Annotated in this window: 9 protein-coding genes; all 9 read right to left on the reverse strand. The window is 72.3% G+C overall.

All coding sequences use genetic code 11. The annotated features are described in order from the left end of the window. Positions 1-48: 48 nt before the first annotated feature. Positions 49-477: a (deoxy)nucleoside triphosphate pyrophosphohydrolase gene (locus tag QQM67_RS17095; RefSeq protein ID WP_314174749.1), complete on the reverse strand. Its 429-nt coding sequence runs from the start codon at positions 475-477 to the stop codon at positions 49-51. Between the two features lie 407 nt (positions 478-884). After that, complete coding sequence (locus QQM67_RS17100; RefSeq protein ID WP_314174750.1) at positions 885-3,422, reverse strand: hypothetical protein; 2,538 nt, start codon at positions 3,420-3,422, stop codon at positions 885-887. Between the two features lie 299 nt (positions 3,423-3,721). Continuing rightward, complete coding sequence (locus QQM67_RS17105) at positions 3,722-5,197, reverse strand: hypothetical protein (RefSeq protein ID WP_314174751.1); 1,476 nt, start codon at positions 5,195-5,197, stop codon at positions 3,722-3,724. Continuing rightward, positions 5,197-6,294 (reverse strand): hypothetical protein, encoded by a 1,098-nt coding sequence (locus QQM67_RS17110; protein WP_314174752.1) that lies wholly within the window; start codon positions 6,292-6,294, stop codon positions 5,197-5,199. The genes QQM67_RS17105 and QQM67_RS17110 overlap by 1 nt, the downstream gene beginning before the upstream one ends. Further along, complete coding sequence (locus QQM67_RS17115; RefSeq protein WP_314174753.1) at positions 6,291-7,319, reverse strand: protein kinase family protein; 1,029 nt, start codon at positions 7,317-7,319, stop codon at positions 6,291-6,293. The genes QQM67_RS17110 and QQM67_RS17115 overlap by 4 nt, the downstream gene beginning before the upstream one ends. Next, positions 7,316-9,973 carry a hypothetical protein gene (locus QQM67_RS17120; protein WP_314174754.1) on the reverse strand — a complete coding sequence of 886 codons (2,658 nt, stop codon included), beginning with the start codon at positions 9,971-9,973 and terminating at the stop codon, positions 7,316-7,318. Before QQM67_RS17120 ends, QQM67_RS17115 begins: the two co-directional genes overlap by 4 nt. Further along, positions 9,970-13,329 (reverse strand): tubulin-like doman-containing protein, encoded by a 3,360-nt coding sequence (locus tag QQM67_RS17125; protein ID WP_314174755.1) that lies wholly within the window; start codon positions 13,327-13,329, stop codon positions 9,970-9,972. Before QQM67_RS17125 ends, QQM67_RS17120 begins: the two co-directional genes overlap by 4 nt. 51 nt (positions 13,330-13,380) lie before the next feature. After that, on the reverse strand, positions 13,381-15,813 hold the full coding sequence (locus QQM67_RS17130) for a vWA domain-containing protein (protein ID WP_314174756.1): 2,433 nt from the start codon (positions 15,811-15,813) through the stop codon (positions 13,381-13,383). A 107-nt stretch (positions 15,814-15,920) separates the two neighbouring features. After that, positions 15,921-16,523 carry a Pycsar system effector family protein gene (locus tag QQM67_RS17135; protein ID WP_314174757.1) on the reverse strand — a complete coding sequence of 201 codons (603 nt, stop codon included), beginning with the start codon at positions 16,521-16,523 and terminating at the stop codon, positions 15,921-15,923. Between the last annotated feature and the right edge of the window lie 3 nt (positions 16,524-16,526).

Below are 16,526 nucleotides of genomic sequence, written 5' to 3' on the forward strand. Positions count from 1 at the left end.
GCTCCAGACCCGTCTCTGGGGATGTCAAATCTCTCGCGAGTGAGGGCGTTAGGTCTGTCGCTGCCGCTCTTCGCCGCGTAGCGACCGCACTACCGCCGTGACCGCAGGCCGGTCCTGGTCGAGCCAGTCGACGTCAAATGCTTCGTCGGGAGCGAGCCACCTCAACTCGTCGTGGTCTTGCAAAGGTTGAGGCTCACCCTTCAGCAACCGAGCCTGCCAGACGTGCAGAACGAGGCCGTCCTTCACCACCCACTCTCCCGGCACCCGCTCAACTGCCTCGACTTCAATGCCGAGTTCCTCACGCAGCTCGCGTACGAGTGCCATGTCCGCCGTCTCGCCAGGTTCGACCTTGCCGCCCGGCAGCTCCCAACGGCCCGCGAGCGCAGGCGGGGCGGTGCGTCGGGCAGCCAGCAATCGTCCCTGGTCACAGATCGCGCCGCCAACTACTACACGGGGGGAGTTCACCTCGTCCGTCATGGTCGAACCCTACTTCTCACAAAGCCGGAGATAGAGCCGCCCGAAGAGAGCCAGACACAACACAACTGCTCGTCTGCCTGAGCGCCGAAAGTCTCGGGGCCGCCGAGGCCAGAGTCCGCGTCTGCCGAGGCGCCCGAAGGAGAGCCCCGGCAGGACCAGCAGGAGGCGCTCGCGGAGGGACCGGGCCGCCGGCCCGCCGTCGGCTTCAGACTGCGAGGGCGGGAAGGGTGCGAACGGGGGGAGCCGGGGCGGGTGTTGCGGGGCGAATCCTGCTTGCGCAGAACGAGAACGGCCGGCTCAGCGGGAGTATCCGCTGGGCCGGCCGTTCTGCTGCTCTAGGGGGCGCGTGTCACGTCCGTGGTTCTACGGGACGGACCGAGCCTGCTCGCTCGGTCCCTCGTCCCTCGTCAGAACCCGCCGCCACCGCCGCCGAAGTCACTTCCACCGCCGAAGTCTCCGCCGCCGCCGAAGTCACCTCCGCCGCCGAAGTCCGAGCCTCCGCCGAGGTCGCCTCCGCCGCCGAAGTCACCCCCGCTGGAACCAAGGTCCGAGCCTCCGCCGAGGTCGCCCCCGCCGGAGCCGAAGTCCGAGCCGCCGCTGAAGTCACCGCCCGTGTCGCCAGAGCCGAAATCCGAACCAGCATCGCCGGAGCTGAAGTCCGAGCCTCCGTCGAAGTCACCGCCGATGTCACCAGAGCCGAAACCCGAACCGGCATCGCCGGAGCCGAAGTCGCCTGCGCCATCGTCCGAACCGAAGTCGCCCCCGGCATCATCGGAACCGAAGTCGCCCTCGTCAGAGCCGAAGTCACCGCCGGTGTCACCGGAACCGAGGTCACCAGAACCATCAGTCGCGCCCGGAGCTTGCTCAGCGGGAGCCTGCTCGGCCGGAGCCTCAGTACCCGGAGCCTCAACACCGCGAGCCTGCCCACCCGGAGCCTGCTCGGCCGGAGCCTGTTCCGCCGGAGCCTGCTCACCCGCGCCCGGAGCCGGGGCCTCCGCACCTGGAGCCGGGGCCTGCTCAGCCGGTGCCTCCGCACCCGGAGCCTGTTCCGTCGGAGCCTGCTCACCCGCGCCCGGAGCCGGAGCCTGATCCGCCGGTGCCTCCGCACCCGGAGCCTGATCCGCCGGAGCCTGCTCACCCGCGCCCGGAGCCGGAGCCTGATCCGCCGGAGCCTGCTCGGCCGGAGCCTGTTCCGCCGGAGCCTGCTCAGCCGGAGCCTCAGCACCCGGAGCCTGTTCCGCCGGAGCCTGCTCGGTCGGAGGCTGGGCGGCTGGGGGCTGCTGTTGGCCGTCCAGGGGGATGTTGGCCGTGGCGTCGGCCTCGATCCGGCCCTCCACCTTGAAGCCCTGGTTGCTGGTGCCCGCCGGTCCGCCCGAGAGGCCGAGCTTGAAGGAGGGCGCGGACTGAGTTCCGTCGGTGGAGGGTTGCGAGGCGTCGACGGACAGCTTGCGGCCGCCGAGATCGACCTGCTGGCCCTGGGACGTCGTGATGTTGATTTGGCCGTCGGGTTTGACGTCCAGGGACACCTTGTCCGAAAGCCCGATTCCGTTCGTGCCGGTCGCCTGAATCTCTCCGGAACCTCCGCCGGAGAATTCTCGGGTCACGGGGTTGAAGTTGACCTTCGCCTCTCCCTTCACGCTGGCGACCGGAGACTGAACCGAGACATCGCCACGGAGATTGATGCCGGTCGGGGGAGCCGGGAACTCGCCGACGAACGACCTGTTGGAGCCGACCCCGACACCGCCGCCGCCGGAAATCGAGATCGTCTTCGAGTTGGCTCCCGCCTGAATGAAGCCGAACGAGTTGGGGCCGGTGGGGAACTCGATCCGGCCGCCGATCAGCCCCTCGGACTGCTGCGGTGCCGCCCCTGCCTTCGGAGCCGGGGCCTCCTTCGCGGCAACCTGGTTCGAGGCCAGTGGTTGCTTCGCGGCAACCTGGTTCGGGCCCGGGGCCGCCTGTGCGCCGGCCTGGTTCGGGGCCGGGGCCGGGGCCGGGGCCTCCTTCACTTCGGCCTGGTTCAACGCCGAGAGCGGCTTCACCTCGACCCGATTCGAGGCCGAAACGGCCTGTACGTCGGCGTCGTTCGAGGCTGGAGCCGGAGCCGCCTTCACCTCGGCCTCGTTCGAGGCCGGGGCCGGGGCCTCCTTCACCTCGGCCTGGTTCAGCGCCGAGAGCGGCTTCACCTCGACCCGGTTCGAGGCCGAAGCGGCCTGTACGCCGGACTGGTGCGAGGCCGGAGCCTCGCTCACGGGACGTGGGGAATCCCCGGGCGTGGACCGGTCGGGAGACCGGTCGCCCGATGATCCGTCCACCAGATCCCGGGGGTTGAAGCGCAGCTGCTCGGTCTTCGGGTCGAAGATGCTGAATCCGCGGGCCTGGAGTCCCAGGAAGGCAGCCGTACGCTCGGCCTGGCTGACAGCGCGGTTCGAAGTGAGCAGGTCGGTGAGCTGACGCAGCGTCATCCGGCGTGCTTGGTCCATCCGGTCGGAGTCCGCCGTCATGGGCTCGAAGAAGAGCCTGTTGGTCCTCTGATCGGAGACGAACGTTCCGCGGTTGCCGAGTTCCTCGGCGGCCGCCCTGCGCTCATCCGTGCTGTTGTCGCGGTCGGGGCGCAACTGGTCGATCAACTGCGCCGTGGACATGTCGGCTTCGCCGCAGTTCTGCTGGGTCGACCGCGCCGAGCCACCGCTCCGGCCGGTCTGATCGGTCACTCCATGGGAAGCGGAGTCCGGCGCGACCTGCGACGAATCGCAGTCCGCGTAGGAGGCGTCGGCACGCGAGTACTGGGTGTCGGACGCCTGGCGCTTCGCGGTGGGGTCCGCAAAGGCGGTGCTCGCCGCGCCGGCCACGGCGACGCTGGAAACCAGCCCGACGACGGCCTGGCCCACGACCTTGGCCCCGGTGGCCTCACGCGACTTGACGCGTCTGTGCTTTCCCTTTCCCATATGCTTTTTTCCTCGTCTGCCCAGCCCTCACGCAGAGGGAATCGATGATCCGCGAAGCCGCCGCCCGGCACGGCAAGCTGCCTTGCTGTCTCGAAAATCCATGGCGCTCACGACCACGCCATGTTGGCATGCTCGGTTCAACGCCCTCGCATATTTCTCGCTACGCGCTAAGAAACGCCTTGATCCGAAAAGGCAAACGGTCGCGGCGGGCCCGCCGTCCGGCAATTCCCGTGCGCATCCGAGTCATTGGGGCGCATTCACTCTTGGATTTCCGAAATGGACGGATCATCCCTTGAGGGCTACCAGAGCATCACGATCGTCAACAGCAGGACGACGATGATGCCGACACCAGCCGCGACGGTGATCATCGATGTGCGCTGGCCGCCCTCCGGCCCCGGGGATGCACGGCGGGCATCCGGCATGACGGTGCGGGTGACCGGGCCGTGGTCCACGGCGGGGCGGCGCGCGCGGGCGTCCCTCTCCGGGGCGGAACGGTCGAGCCGTGCGGGGTCCGGCGTCCGGCGTGCGGCGTGCGGCTGTCCGCCTGGGTCCGGATGGCGGTCGCGGAAGAGGTTCTTCTCGAGCGCTATGCGCGCCAGCTCCTCCCGCAGCGCGGACGGCCAGTCGTCGAAGCCGTGCCGGATCTCGTCCAGGACGTGGGTGATCTCCTCGTAGGGCAGGTCGTCGCGCAGCGCGTACAGCAACTCCTCCTCCCTGCTCGCCCGTCGGAAGTCCGGCGGCGGCGCCGCGGGGCCGGAATCCGGGACGGGGGCCGTCTCGCCCCTCCAGATGGAGGGCACGTCCAGGTCGTCGTCCCGTCGGTAGCGCGGTCCGGGGCCGGGCGGGCGCACCGCCGGGCCGAGGTGCTTCACGGCGCGCTCGGCGGCGGCCAGCAGGGCGTCGCCCGATTCCAGCCGTCCCAGTTCTCCGGCGGCTTCGGCCAGGGTCGCCGGCACCCGGCGGAGCCCTTCTCCCCCGCGGCCCGACCACTCCAGATGGTGGTTCACCAGCTCGGTGGCGAGCATCAACGCCCGGTCGTCGCGGGGCTGTTGAAGGTCGGTCCGTACGCGGCGCTCGTCGTGGGCGGCCGAGGCGGGCCAGCGGGGGACGAAGACGAAGCGGAACTTCTCGGAGTCGTCGGTGTCGTGGCTGGCGAAGGACCAGCCGAGGGGGTGCGTCGCGCGCAGCTCGCCGAGGATTCCGCGGAGTCCCCAGAGGATGAGGAAGGGGAACTCCCCGCCCGTACGGTCCAGGAAGGTGTAGCGGCTGCCGGGGTGGCGCAGCACCTCGGCGGTGGCCGCGCTCAGCTCTTCTGCCACCTGCGGCAGGAAGCGGGAGAGGTCCTCGCACTGCGGCATGGAGGCCTGGAGCAGGGCCTTGGCGGGCACCGGATCCAGGCGGCCCCGGACCTCGTTGAGCGGGAGGTCGCTCCCCTCCCACGACCAGCGGTGCAGCCCGATACACGTCTCCACGCCGAGGGACGCGTTCGAGCCGAGCAGCGCGTGGCACACGGTGCCCGGACGGCCGCCGGGGTCGTGGCCGAGGACCCGGCGGACCAGCAGGACGCTCTCCCCGGTCCTGTCGACGATGCGTACCAGGCCGGGAGCGACCTCGTCGCCCGAGACCTGGAGCTTCCGGGCCACCCCGCGGAACACCTTCTCCGCCCGCTCGGGGTCGTTCGACCACGCGACCAGGCCGAAGCCGGTGTTGCCCGAGCGGTTGTCCGCGTCCCAGCGGAAGACCAGCTGGTCCGCCCATGTCTGACCTGACGTCATCAAAGTCCCGCCTCGTTCAGGTTGTCGTCCGGGAGGAGTCCGGACATCGCGAAGATCGAAAGGAGCGGCGCCAGGACCCGCCGGGGTGTGACGCCGTTGGGGAAGACGTTCTCCATCTGGCGGCCGCCGGTCGCGGAGACGAAGTGGCCCGTGCAGCGGGCGCATTCGGCGAAGGGGCGGAGCCATGCCTTGCTGCCGTGGCGGCGGACGAAGGCGTAGAGGTCGCGGCTCTCGGCACGCAGGTCGCCGTCGGTGAGCTCCGCGGGGAGCGGCTGCCGCAGCCAGCGGTCGACGGGGGGCTCGAAGCGGACCAGGTCGCTCTTGTTGACGGCGACCGCCGCGGGCACGTCGACGTAGCGCTCGTCGCGCGCGGAGCGCGGCATGCGGGCGAGGACGGCCGCGAACGACTCGTCGCCGAGGGCGCGTTCGGGCACCTCGGCCTTCTTGCGCTCGTGGTCGAGGTACGGGATGCCGAGGGCGCGCAGCGGGTCGACGACGAAGATCAGGGCGCTCACGCCCGCGAGGAAGCGGGTGACTTCGCCGTACTCGACGAGGTCCTCACCGGCGAGGTCGAAGAACATCACCGGACGGGTCACGCCATGCCCCGACACCAGCAGTCCGTCCGCGAAGAAGGCGAACTTCTTCGCCATCGTCGTACGCGCCAGCACCTGCCCGTCGTGCAGTGGCTGGACGCGTTCGCGGACGAAGCGGCTGTGCCAGTCCGGGTTCAGGGGGCGGTAGTTGAGCCCGTACGGCTCCAGTCCGCCGCGCTCGACCTCGCCGATCATCGAGCCGAGGAGGTGCGTCTTGCCGGTGGACGAGCTGCCGACCATGGCGACGGTCAGCGGCGGTCCGCTCGTCAGATACGGGACGGGAAGGTAGTGCGGGTCCATGTGCCCGTCGTGCGGGCAGCGCTGGAACGCGCTGTTCAGCGCGTCGGCGCGGCGGACGGGGTTGTACTCGCGGGACAGGTCGAGTGGTTCGTACTCCTGCTGGTCGTTGCGGGTGTGCAACCGGGTCTCGTCGTACGAGAGCGGGTCGAGGCAGTACGGGCAGATGACCGTCGGACGGCTGCTGCCGGGCTGGTCTGTGGTCACCGGTCGCCTCCCTTCCGGGCGGCGAGGCCGCGCAGGATGGACCAGCCGTTGGGGGTGACGAGCAGGGTCTCCCCCTTGCCGGCGCCCTGTTCGGCGGGGTCCTCCGCCAAGTCGGCGCGTTTGGCGGCGAGAAGCCGCTCGAACTCGTCGCGGTACACGTCCAGCGGGTCCGCCGCCCCGGAGGCGCCCGCCAGCGGGTCGGGGCGGTTGAGCAGCCGCAACACCTGGGCGGCGTCGGGGCGTTGGTCGGCACGGGGCGCGAAGACGCCGCTGTCGCGGAAGGCGGCGAGCTGGCGGTAGGAGTCGAGGTCGGGCGGCGGGCCCGTGCCCTCGGCGGGGCGGCCCGCGACAAGGAAGTACGTCAGCTGCGCGACGCTCCACAGGTCGTCCCGGGGGTCGGCCGCGCCCGTCCCCGAGCGCTGCTCGGGCGACGACCAGGGCGCCTGCCCGTACGGCTCGCGCGGCACCCCGGCCGGGATGGCGGCGTAGGGCTCGGCGACGCGTACCTTCTTCCCGTCCCACCAGACGGTCTGCGGGGTGAGGGCACGGTGTACGAAGCCCACGTGTTCCAGCAGCCGGGTCACCAGGGTCAACTGCGCCATCACGGCGCGCAGTTGCTCCACGCTGAGGCGGCCCGCGAAGCGGGAGAGAGGTTCGGCACCGGGAGCCGAGGTGGCGGCGTAGAGCACGAAGGGCTCTGCCGCGTCGAGGTTGTGCCCGGCGAAGCGGGTGAAGAGCGCGCGGTAGCGCTCGGCTCCGTACTCCCGCTCGATGGAGAGGGCGGCGCCGGCCTCGCGCTCCAGGGCCTCGCGGGCGCGCTGGTCCTTGCGCGCGGAGAGCGGCAGCCGGTACTGGATCACCGGCCGGTCCTCGCCCACGACCGCGTGCCGCAGGGTCAGGGGACCGCGGGCCGGGATGTGCAGCTCCGGCTCGTAACGGGCGGGGAGGCAGGTGAGTTCACCGGCGGCGGAGAAGAACTCCAGCTCCTCGGTGTCGTGTTGTGCTCCGTGCTCTGATCCGGTCATGCGCTCGGACCTCGCAACTCCGGTTGTGCCTGGGCCACTTCGGCGCTCGGTCCGCCGTACGACCGGACGGTGCGCACCGCGCCGTCGCTGAGCGGCACCATGCGCAGCACCCCCGCGAAGCGGCCGGTCAGCGTCCAGACGATGTCGTCGCCCGAGGTGTCCCAGCCGCCGTCGCCGAGCGGGTCCCGGGCGGCGGCGCCGCGGCGGGCCGACTCGGGCGCGAAGCGCACCATGCGGGCGGCGCCCGGGTCCTTCGAGAGCATCCGCTTGCGGAACGGCGAGCACAGCGGCTGGGGCGGCTTCGCCTCGCCGTCGGCGAGGACGCGGGACACGCGGTCGGTGGCGATGCCGAACAGCTCCGCGGTGCCGGGGCGGGTCCGGTCCTCGCGGGGACGGGCGTACGGAGGCGCGGCGGCGGCGCCGTCGCGGGCGAGGCAGGCGCGCTCCTCGTCGAGGAGTTCCGCGACGCGGCCCGCGACGCGGAAGCGGCCGACAGCGTTCGGGTCGCTCTCCAGCACGCCCCAGCAGCCCGCGAGCACCCCGACCACTCCGTCGGCGAGGTCACGGATGAGGGTGTCGACCAGGGCCCGGCCGGCATCGCCCGACTCGCGGGTCAGCCAGCGGAGTTCGAGGGGACGGGGCGGTTCCTCAGGGGGCGCCGCCTCGGGGAGGGGCGCGGCGGACGGCTCCGCCTCGCCGGCCTCGGGGACGTCCCCGGACTCCCGCTGGACTGGCACGGGCGCCGGCTCCGGCCCGGAGGCGGGCTCCGCGTCGTCGGCCCAGCTGTCCCAGTCCCAGGGCTCCCACTCGCCGTCCGTCCCGTCGTCCTTCGTCGGCTCCCCCGCCGGAGCGGGCGAGTCAGCGGCGGCCGGCACGGCGGCGAACAGGTCCGGGTCCTCCGAACTCGCCGCCACCGCAGGCGAGTCGGCGCCGTACTCCTCCATCTCCGTCGCGAACTTCCGCAGCAGCACCGACACTGCTCGCGCTCCGTCCGCGCAGTGCAGCCGCGCCTCGGCGAGCATCCAGTCGTGGACGGCGGCCTCGCTGAGCACGGTCTCGATGTCCGCCCACATCGGAGCGGCGTCCTCGGGGCGCATCCGCTCCCACCACGCGTCCACGGAGTGGGTCCACTGCCACATCGCGTGCAGTACCAGTACGACCACCGCAAGGCCCAGCGCGGTGGCCGCCGCCCACACGGGCAGCATCAGCTTCTGCCCGGCCCCGACGCCCACGGCGGCGCCGACGATCCCGGTGACGGCGTGCACGGCGGCGTTGGACTGCCCGCCGCCGTCAAGCCGCCCGTCGGCGGTGCAGTTGGGGCGGCGGATCTGCATCAGGACCGCGATCCCCGTGGCGGCCAGCCCAGCCAGCATCCCCGCGCCCGCGGCCCAGCCCGCCCCGGGCCACAGCCCGGCGAGGAAGGCGATGACGAAGCCCGGGAGGACGTTCGCCCAGAACCCCGGCGCCACCACGTCGAACTGCGCCGGGCGGCGCAGCCGGGCCGGACAGTCCTGCGGGCAGGCCTCGTTGAGCTGCCCGAGCCGGGCCGCGCTGCCCGCCGGCGCCGAGCGGTCGGAGAGCGCGGCGAGCCGTGCCGCGACCGAACGCAGCGGCAGCGGACGGTCGATGAGCTTCTCCGTGTAGTCCCGCAGCCCAGGGACGACGTGCTCGCGCGAGGCCTCCGGGATGTCGGGCAGGTCGATGCCGCGGCGGGCGAGCCGGGAGCGCTGCTCGGGCGAGAGCCGCACGCCGTCGCCCTCCCGCAGACACTCCTCGGCGGTCTTCCGGTACGCGGTGAGCGCGTCCGCCAACTCGGCGAGCCTGTCGGGCAGTCCGGACCGCCGGGAGGTCTCCGTACGCAGCCACGCGAACGGGGAACGCACCTGCTGGCAGACGTCCTGCGCCTCGCGCAGCGCCGCCTCGCAGCCGCGGCGCCCCTCGTCGGCCTCGCCGCGGGGCATGCACCACACGCGGTCGCCGAGGGCCTTGGGCACCTCCTCGCCGACGAGCGGGGCGAGTTCGTGCGGCACCCGGTCCTCGCCGGTGCCGGACGGCGGCAGCGCGGTGAGGATCTCCCGGCCGCACAGGCCCTCCAGGGCCTGCCGCCACACCCGGGCGCGGGCGGAGTCCGTCAGATCGTGCTCCAGGACGTGCGGGGCGGCGACGGCGACACCGTCGCGGATCTCGCCGAGCGCGTGCAGCACGGCATCGAACACATGGGGTTCTTCGAGGAGTCGGCAGAGCGGCCGTACGGTCCGCCACTGGCGCTCCTGGTCCGCCTCCCCGGCCTGGGCGCCGCCGGGGCCCGTGCCGTACTCGGGGTCGGGCGCCCACAGCACTCCCGCGGACGGGGGCTTCAGGGTCAGCGGACGCGCCAGCTGCGGGGAGGCCGAACTTCCCTCGCCCGCCCCGCCGTTCGCCCCCGGCCCCCCGACGGCGAGGCAGATCGTGGGCACGGAGCCGTAGCCCAGCAGCTCCTCGTAGAGCAGCTGGTGGGCCACGAGGTCGCAGGCGTGGTCGACGATGAGGAAGCGCGGCTTCTCGCAGGCCTGTGCCCGGTTGACGGCGTCGTCGACGATCTCGTCGACTTCCCGCTCCTTCCCCTCGCCGCCTTCCGCCGCGGCCGGCCGCAGGTCGACACGGAGCACGGTCACTTCCAGTCCCCCTCGTCGTCGTTGTCCCACCGGTCCCGCCGCTCGTTCCCCTCGCCGCCGCCCCAGCCGTCGTCCCAGGAGTCCCAACGGCCCTCGCCGCCACGGGGCTTGACCTCGTCCGGCAGGGCCGGCGCGGGCTCCCGCCGGGGCTCCGGCTCCGGCGGCCTGGGCTCGGGCACCTCCCCGGGGGTGGTCCACTCGTCCTCCTCCGGGGTGTCCTCGTCGTACGGCCCCGGGTTCTGCTGCTTGCGGGCCTCGAGGACCCGCAGATTGCGCCGGATCGGGGCCTTCACTCCGGGGAAGGGCAGCTCCAGGGCGCCCGGCAGGGTCTCCTCCCAGAAGCGCCGCATCGGTGCGAGCCACACATCGGCGTCCGCGCCGTGCTGCTCCCGCAGGCGCTTGATCAACTTCCGCTGCTGCGGGGCGACTTCGTGCACCAGGACCCGGTACAGCTCGGCCGGCGGCACCGGCGCCCCCGTCAGGCCCCGCGGCTGCGCCTGCATCAGCTGGTAGGCGAAGTCGTCGACGACCCGCCCCTCTTCGAGCAGCGCCCACTCCTCGTACGCGCGCAGCAGCCCTGCCCAGCTGGACACGCCGTCGTCGTAGGACTCCAGGCGCAGCGTCATCGTGGCGGCGTCGTCGCCGGGCTGAAGCCGGATGCGGATCGCCCTGGGCGACCGGGAGTCGCCCTTGATCTGCACCCGCCCGTTCCACAGCACGCACAGCAGCCGGTGCAGGATCCGCTGCCGGTCCTCCTCTGTGCTGGCGAGCCAGTCGTCGCTGTGGCCGAGCCGCTGCCGCCAGTCCAGGAAGTCCTCGGAGCCGCCGGAGTCACGGGACTTCGCCCACAGCCGGAGCACCTTCCGCACCTCGGAGACGTCGGTGAGGCTCATGCCGCTGCGGAACAGCACCACGTTGATCGAGTCCGTCGAGACGGGACGGCACTCCACCGTCATGCCGTTGTCGTGCGGCAGCGCCAGCTGCTGCTTGAGGTAGCGCTCTGCGCTCGTCGCGGCCTCGGTCTGCGGATGGACGATGAGGACCTTCAGCGGGCCGTTGCCGTCCGGGACGAAGCCGACGGGCAGCAGCCCGGCCAGCTGGGAGCGGAACTGCTCCAGCCACTCCGCGTCGACGGCCGACGCGGCGTCCTCGTCGCCCGCCGCGGCGCGCAGCAGCTCCGCGAGCGAGGGCAGCAGCGGACGCTCGTTCAACACGCCTGCCTCCACGAAGAGTTGCTTCACCCTCCGCTCGACGACCTGCTTGATCACCTTCACCGCGGCGACCTTGGAGTTCCGCAGCGCGGCCAGCGCCCGGTGCCAGTCCTCGGGTTCGACCATGCGGGCCAGCAGCCCCGCCTCGTGCATGCCCTCGGGCAGGGCCATGTGCTGGAGCAGCCGCTCGAAGACGGCGTCGTAGAAGAGGCGCAGGGAGTTCTGCGGGGGCAGGAGGTACGAGACGCCCTTGCGGTCCTCGCGGTAGAGCTCCTGCTTCTTCTCCGCGAAGAACTTGCCCTCCTCGTCGGCGTGCGCGCGGAGCGCCCGTACGAGCTCCGAGACGTCCTTGACGGTCCGCTGGAGGGCCGGGCGCCAGCGCTGCTCCAGGTCCTTCCAGTGGCGGTGCCACAGCCGCCGGGTGCGCCACGCGTACCAGGCGTCCTGCTCGTCGAGGGCGTTCTGCACCTCGGGGTCGCCCCAGCGGGCCGGGGCCATGCCCGCCATGGGCCGCTTGACGGCCGGCACCTGGGGCGCCGCCAGGTCGACGCCCTCGGGGCGTTCGGGCTCGTTGCGGCGGTTCTCCAGCATCCCGGTAAAGCCGGCTTCGGCGACCCGTTCGGGGTGGCCGGGCAGCCCCGTCAGCAGCTTCTCGACGCGGAACGGGTCGATGGTGCCGAGGAGTTTCCGTACGGCCGCGGCGGGGTTGAAGTCGTCGACCATGCGCGGGACTTCGCGGCCCAGGTCGCGGTCGCGCTCGGTGAGCGCCTCGTCCATGTCCTGGAGGCGGTCGCGGAGCTTCTGGGTGATGTCCCTGACGCCCTTGGGCACCGGGTCCGGGAGCGGCACCTCCTGCGGCTCGCGCGTCCACAGCGGCCCGATGGCGGCGTTGACGAACATCTCGTGCACCTGCTCGGTGCCGTACTCGCTCTGCTTGCGGGCCGCCTCGGTCATCCCGCCGACCGCCGCGGCCAGCAGCCGCCCGGAGACGATCTCGGCGAGGTCGTCGACGGGGACGGTGAGGGAGGCGGCCAGGCTCGTGGACATGCCGCGGAAGCCGATGCCGTTGCGGGCCGGGGTGGAGCGCTCGACGGCCTTGTTGACGAAGCCCTCGGCGAAGGACTGGAAGTCTTCGCCCCGTCCGTTGCCGCTGTCGTCGCCGAGTTCGGTGCCGATCAGCGACATCACCAGGGACGTGATCGACCGGCGCAGGTCCTCGGGGCGGATGCCCGCGGTCCTGCTGAAGAGGAACCCGGTCTGCACCGTCGCGGGGCGCAGCGTGATCCGGCCGTGGTGCGGGTAGCGCACGCCGAGGCGGCCGCTCTCCTCCTCGCCGTCGTCGGACGCGCGGGGCACGTTCTGGTCGTCGACGAGCCGGGAGAGGTCCACCAGGGCGCGGGAGGCGTTGAGTTCGGCCTCGCGTCCGCCGCCCTGCTCGGGCGGGAAGGCGGAAGGCATCACGACGAGCGGGTAGATCTTGACGCCGGGCACCTTGGACTGACGGAACTCCTCGCCGATGAGGTGGAGGAAGTCGTAGTAGATCCCGGCGCCCGTGCCGCCCGCCACGGAGAACGCCACGAACACGTCGCAGCCGCGGATGCGGCCCCCGCCGACTTCGCGCAGATCGCCCGCGCAGGCGGCGATGGCGCCGATCGCCTCCCGCAGCTGCCGCCGCACCGGCTCCAGACCCTGCTGGAGCGTCGCGAACAGCGAGGCCCGGCCGACGGTGGGCAGCTGCCCGGCGCCCGTGTTGAGCGGAGCGACGCGGGGCTGGCCGGCCATCGGGGGCAGCCAACTCGCGGTCTCCTCATGCATGTTGATGCGCAGCATGCGCGTGACCTCGGGCGAGGCGTCGAACCCGGCGGGCAGCAGGTCGTGTATGGCGCGGGAGGTCTGGCGGTACGCCGCCTGCTCCGTGCCCTTGGCGCTCATGTGCGGGAGCTGGGCCAGCTGCGCCTCGCTGAAATCGGCGTACACGAACTGGAGGCACTCGGGCAGCTGGAACGGCGCACGGCCGGAACTGCCCGACAGGGCGGTGCCGTCCGGGCCGCACAACTCGCGGCGCAGTCCGCGCTCCAGCTCGGCGCCGACGCGGGCGCCGGTGCCGCCGAGGCCCACGAACAGCATGGGCTGGTAGATCTTCATGACATTTCTCGCTTCCGGCCGCCGTGTGTGCGGCGGCCACGCTTCAACGGGTCAGAAGTGGTCGGGGAGGCGGTTCCTGCCAGGCGCCGGCGGGGTGGATTCGCGCCGTCCGGCGCGCTGCGTGCCGTCCGGCTCCTCGCCGCGTCGGCCGGGCTCCCCCGAACCGGCCTTGGGCGACGGGAACTTGAGCCAGGCGAACGGGTTCGTACGGCGAGGGCGCTCGGCGCTGCCTGCTGCCGCGCCGCCGCTCAACTTGCCGCCCTTGAGGACGAGTTCGAGACCGTCCCCGAGCTTCAGCGCATTGCCGGTGCGCGCATGCTGCTTGCCCCTCGGGGGCCGGATCACCACCGCGCCGCTGCGGTCACGGGTCAGCCGGTACGCGCCGGACGCGCCGCTCCTGCTCGCGCTCAGCCGGGGCCGGGGGCCGCCGGTGTCGACGGTGAACTCGAAGGCGGAGCCGCGCCGGGTCTTCTGGGTGCTCTCGACCAGTCCGTTCCTGAGCAACTCCAGCGTCAGACCGGCCACATCGCGGGTCCTGCGGCCCGCGGCGATGCGCAGCTTGGCGACCACGGCGGCGAACAGCGCCAGCGCCGCTCCCCCGACGACGGCCCACCACCATATGTCCCACCACGAGGGCGGCGCCGTGACCGAGACCGCCAGCGGGGTCTCGTCGACCACGCGGCCCCCGTCCGTCGTGTCGACGACCTCGATCCGTCCGCCCGCCTCGCCGATCGGCGTGTGCCCGTCGAACGCGAGCCGGTAGTGGACGGTCCTGGTCTTCCCGGCCGGGACCCGCACCCCGGAGGGCCTGACGCTCACCGAATCGCCCCGCCTGTCGGCGAGGCGGAGCCGCAGCGTGTGCGTACTGCCGCTGTCGTTACGGGCGTTGAGCGTGCCCTCGACCTTGCCGCCGGGGTGGACGGAATGGCCGTCGACCGAGGCGTGGGCCGTCATCGGGGCGGAGCCCGCGGTGATCACGGTGTGGTAAGGGCGCTTGTCGCCGGTGACGCCGGGCGCGGCCATCTCACTGGTGAGGCTCAGGGCGCCGGTGGCGGAGCCGGGGATCTCGACGCTGCCGGAGAAGTGCGCGTCGCCGCGCTCCTCGTCCCCGCCCTCGCCGTCGTCGCGCAGCGGCACCTTCACCGGGTCGAAGCCGTCGCCCTTCAGCGTGGCCGTGGCGTGGACGCCGCCGAGCTGGTCGCTGTCGTCGACGACCACGTCGTCCCTGGTCTGGAGCCTGGCCTCGATCTCGGCCTTCTCGCCCGGCTTCGGCGAGGTCGGGTCGAGCGTGACCAGAGAGCGCAGCCTGCCCTGCCAGATGGCGCTGACGGAGGCCGTCTGCTCGCGGTGGTCCTCCGGCGCGTCCAGGTGGACCTTCCACTTGCCCGGCTCCGGGTCCTTCACCCGAAGCGCCTCGACGGGCCCCTCCTCGCCGCTCAACTCGAAGCTGGAGCCGAACTTCCTTCCGTTCCGGGGGACTTCGTTGCCCTTCGGGTCGTAGTACGTGGCCCGCACCTCCGGATCGCGCTTGGTGACGGTGATCGAGCCGTCGGTGGCGATCGGCGGGATGGTGACGTGCAGATCGGTGGGCGGTTTGCCCTTCGTGCCCTCCTCGACGCGCGCGCAGCGGGCGTCCGCGAAGGTCTCCTGCAACGCCTTCTCCAGCTGTGCCGACTCCTCGACGACGCGCATCCGGGGCTTGGCGCCGGGCAGTTCGGCGCAGGCTCCGCGGTAGCCGCCGGCGGCCATCTCGCCGAGGGCGCCCTTGTCGACGGCGCCGAAGCCGAGGGGCCACAGCTGGATCTGCTCCTTGCGGGCCTTCTCGAACTCGCCCTTGAGGGCCTTCTCGCCGTTCTTCTGGCGGGCGGCGGGGTCGTCCTCCTTGCCGTAGCCGGAGCTGTCGCGCACGTCGAGCTTGCCGTCGGTGAGGAGGAAGACCACCTTGGGCCTGCCCGGCTCGGAGTCCTCGGTGAGGCGGTCCCTGGCCTGCGACAGGGCGGCGGGGAAGTCGGTCCCGGGACCGGTCTTCTTATGGCTTGAGCGGGCCAGCTCCTGTACGCAGTCGCTGAGTTCCTGCCGTCCCGGGGCGTCGGCGACGGTCAGCTCGCACACCTCGTCGACGGCCGACTGCCCTTCCTTCTCGGCGCTGCCGAAGCCCATCACCATGGCGCGGGACCGGTCGGAGATCTCCCCCTGGCTGATGAGCGCCGCGGCCTCCACCTCGCGCTGGAGGTCCTTCTTGCTGAGGCTCTTCGACTGGTCGACGACCACTGCGAAGTCGATCGGGTCGGGCCCCTTGTCGCCGCTCTCCCCGGCCGCCGCTCCCGCGCGTGCTCCCGCCCGCTCCTCGGCAACGGCCCCCGCGCCGGCGAACAGCGGTGTCAGGAGAGCGCCCACGAGCAGTACGGCTGTCGCCGCCGCCCGCCGGGCCGTACGCCGGGCGGCACGGACTTCCGCCCCGCGCCCGGTCGTCTGCTGAATCACGGACTTCCTCCCATTCGCTTCGGGAGCGAGCCGCACGCCGTCGTGCGCTCAACACCCGTTCTGCATCCACAACTTGGCCGGTGATCAACCGGAAAAGACATCGCCTTTCACCACATCTCGCTGAAGAGAGCGGAAATCGCACCGAGAGCCAGACAGCAGATCCCCACGCGCAGCCACCTGTACTTCCGCGCCAGCACCGCACCCAGCGCGCACGACTGGTCGAGCGTCCAGCGGACGACGTCCTCGCCGGACTCGGTGAGCCTCGGCATCAGCTCCGTCGCAGAGACACCCGACGTCACCTCGCGGATGAACGTGAGGTCCGCGGCGACGCGCGTACGCGGCATGAGCACGGCCACGAGCGCCACCACGCCGCCCGCCCACAGCAGCCCCGCGACGAGCATCAGGGCGACCTGGACGCCCGACCCCGCTCCGGCGTCCGCGACGGGCCCGCGCCGCGCGGAGAACAGCACCGCGACCAGGGCCATGGCTCCCGAGAGCAGGATCGCGGCCTTGGAATCGGCACGGCCCAGGTCCTCGCGTACGGCGGCCAGCAGCCGCTCGGCGACGTAGCGGACGTCGGAATCGGCCCGGGCGGAATCGGGAGCCGGCCTGGTGGCCGACGAGGTGGGCGCGGCCGGTGCCGTGGCGCCGGGCCCGGTCGCCGACCCGGTGGCGGGCGACGTGCCGGGCCACTGCTCGGGATCGCTCATCGG

Origin of the sequence: Streptomyces winkii (assembly GCF_032248595.1) — a bacterium.
Classification (GTDB): Bacteria; Actinomycetota; Actinomycetes; order Streptomycetales; family Streptomycetaceae; genus Streptomyces; species Streptomyces winkii.

Excerpts from the sequence above, each read along its gene's own strand:
- QQM67_RS17135 (WP_314174757.1), bottom strand. The coding sequence starts at position 16,523 with ATGAGCGATCCCGAGCAGTGGCCCGGCACGTCGCCCGCCACCGGGTCG.
- QQM67_RS17105 (WP_314174751.1), bottom strand. The coding sequence starts at position 5,197 with ATGACGTCAGGTCAGACATGGGCGGACCAGCTGGTCTTCCGCTGGGAC.
- QQM67_RS17095 (WP_314174749.1), bottom strand. The coding sequence starts at position 477 with ATGACGGACGAGGTGAACTCCCCCCGTGTAGTAGTTGGCGGCGCGATC.
- QQM67_RS17115 (WP_314174753.1), bottom strand. The coding sequence starts at position 7,319 with ATGACCGGATCAGAGCACGGAGCACAACACGACACCGAGGAGCTGGAG.
- QQM67_RS17100 (WP_314174750.1), bottom strand. The coding sequence starts at position 3,422 with ATGGGAAAGGGAAAGCACAGACGCGTCAAGTCGCGTGAGGCCACCGGG.
- QQM67_RS17125 (WP_314174755.1), bottom strand. The coding sequence starts at position 13,329 with ATGAAGATCTACCAGCCCATGCTGTTCGTGGGCCTCGGCGGCACCGGC.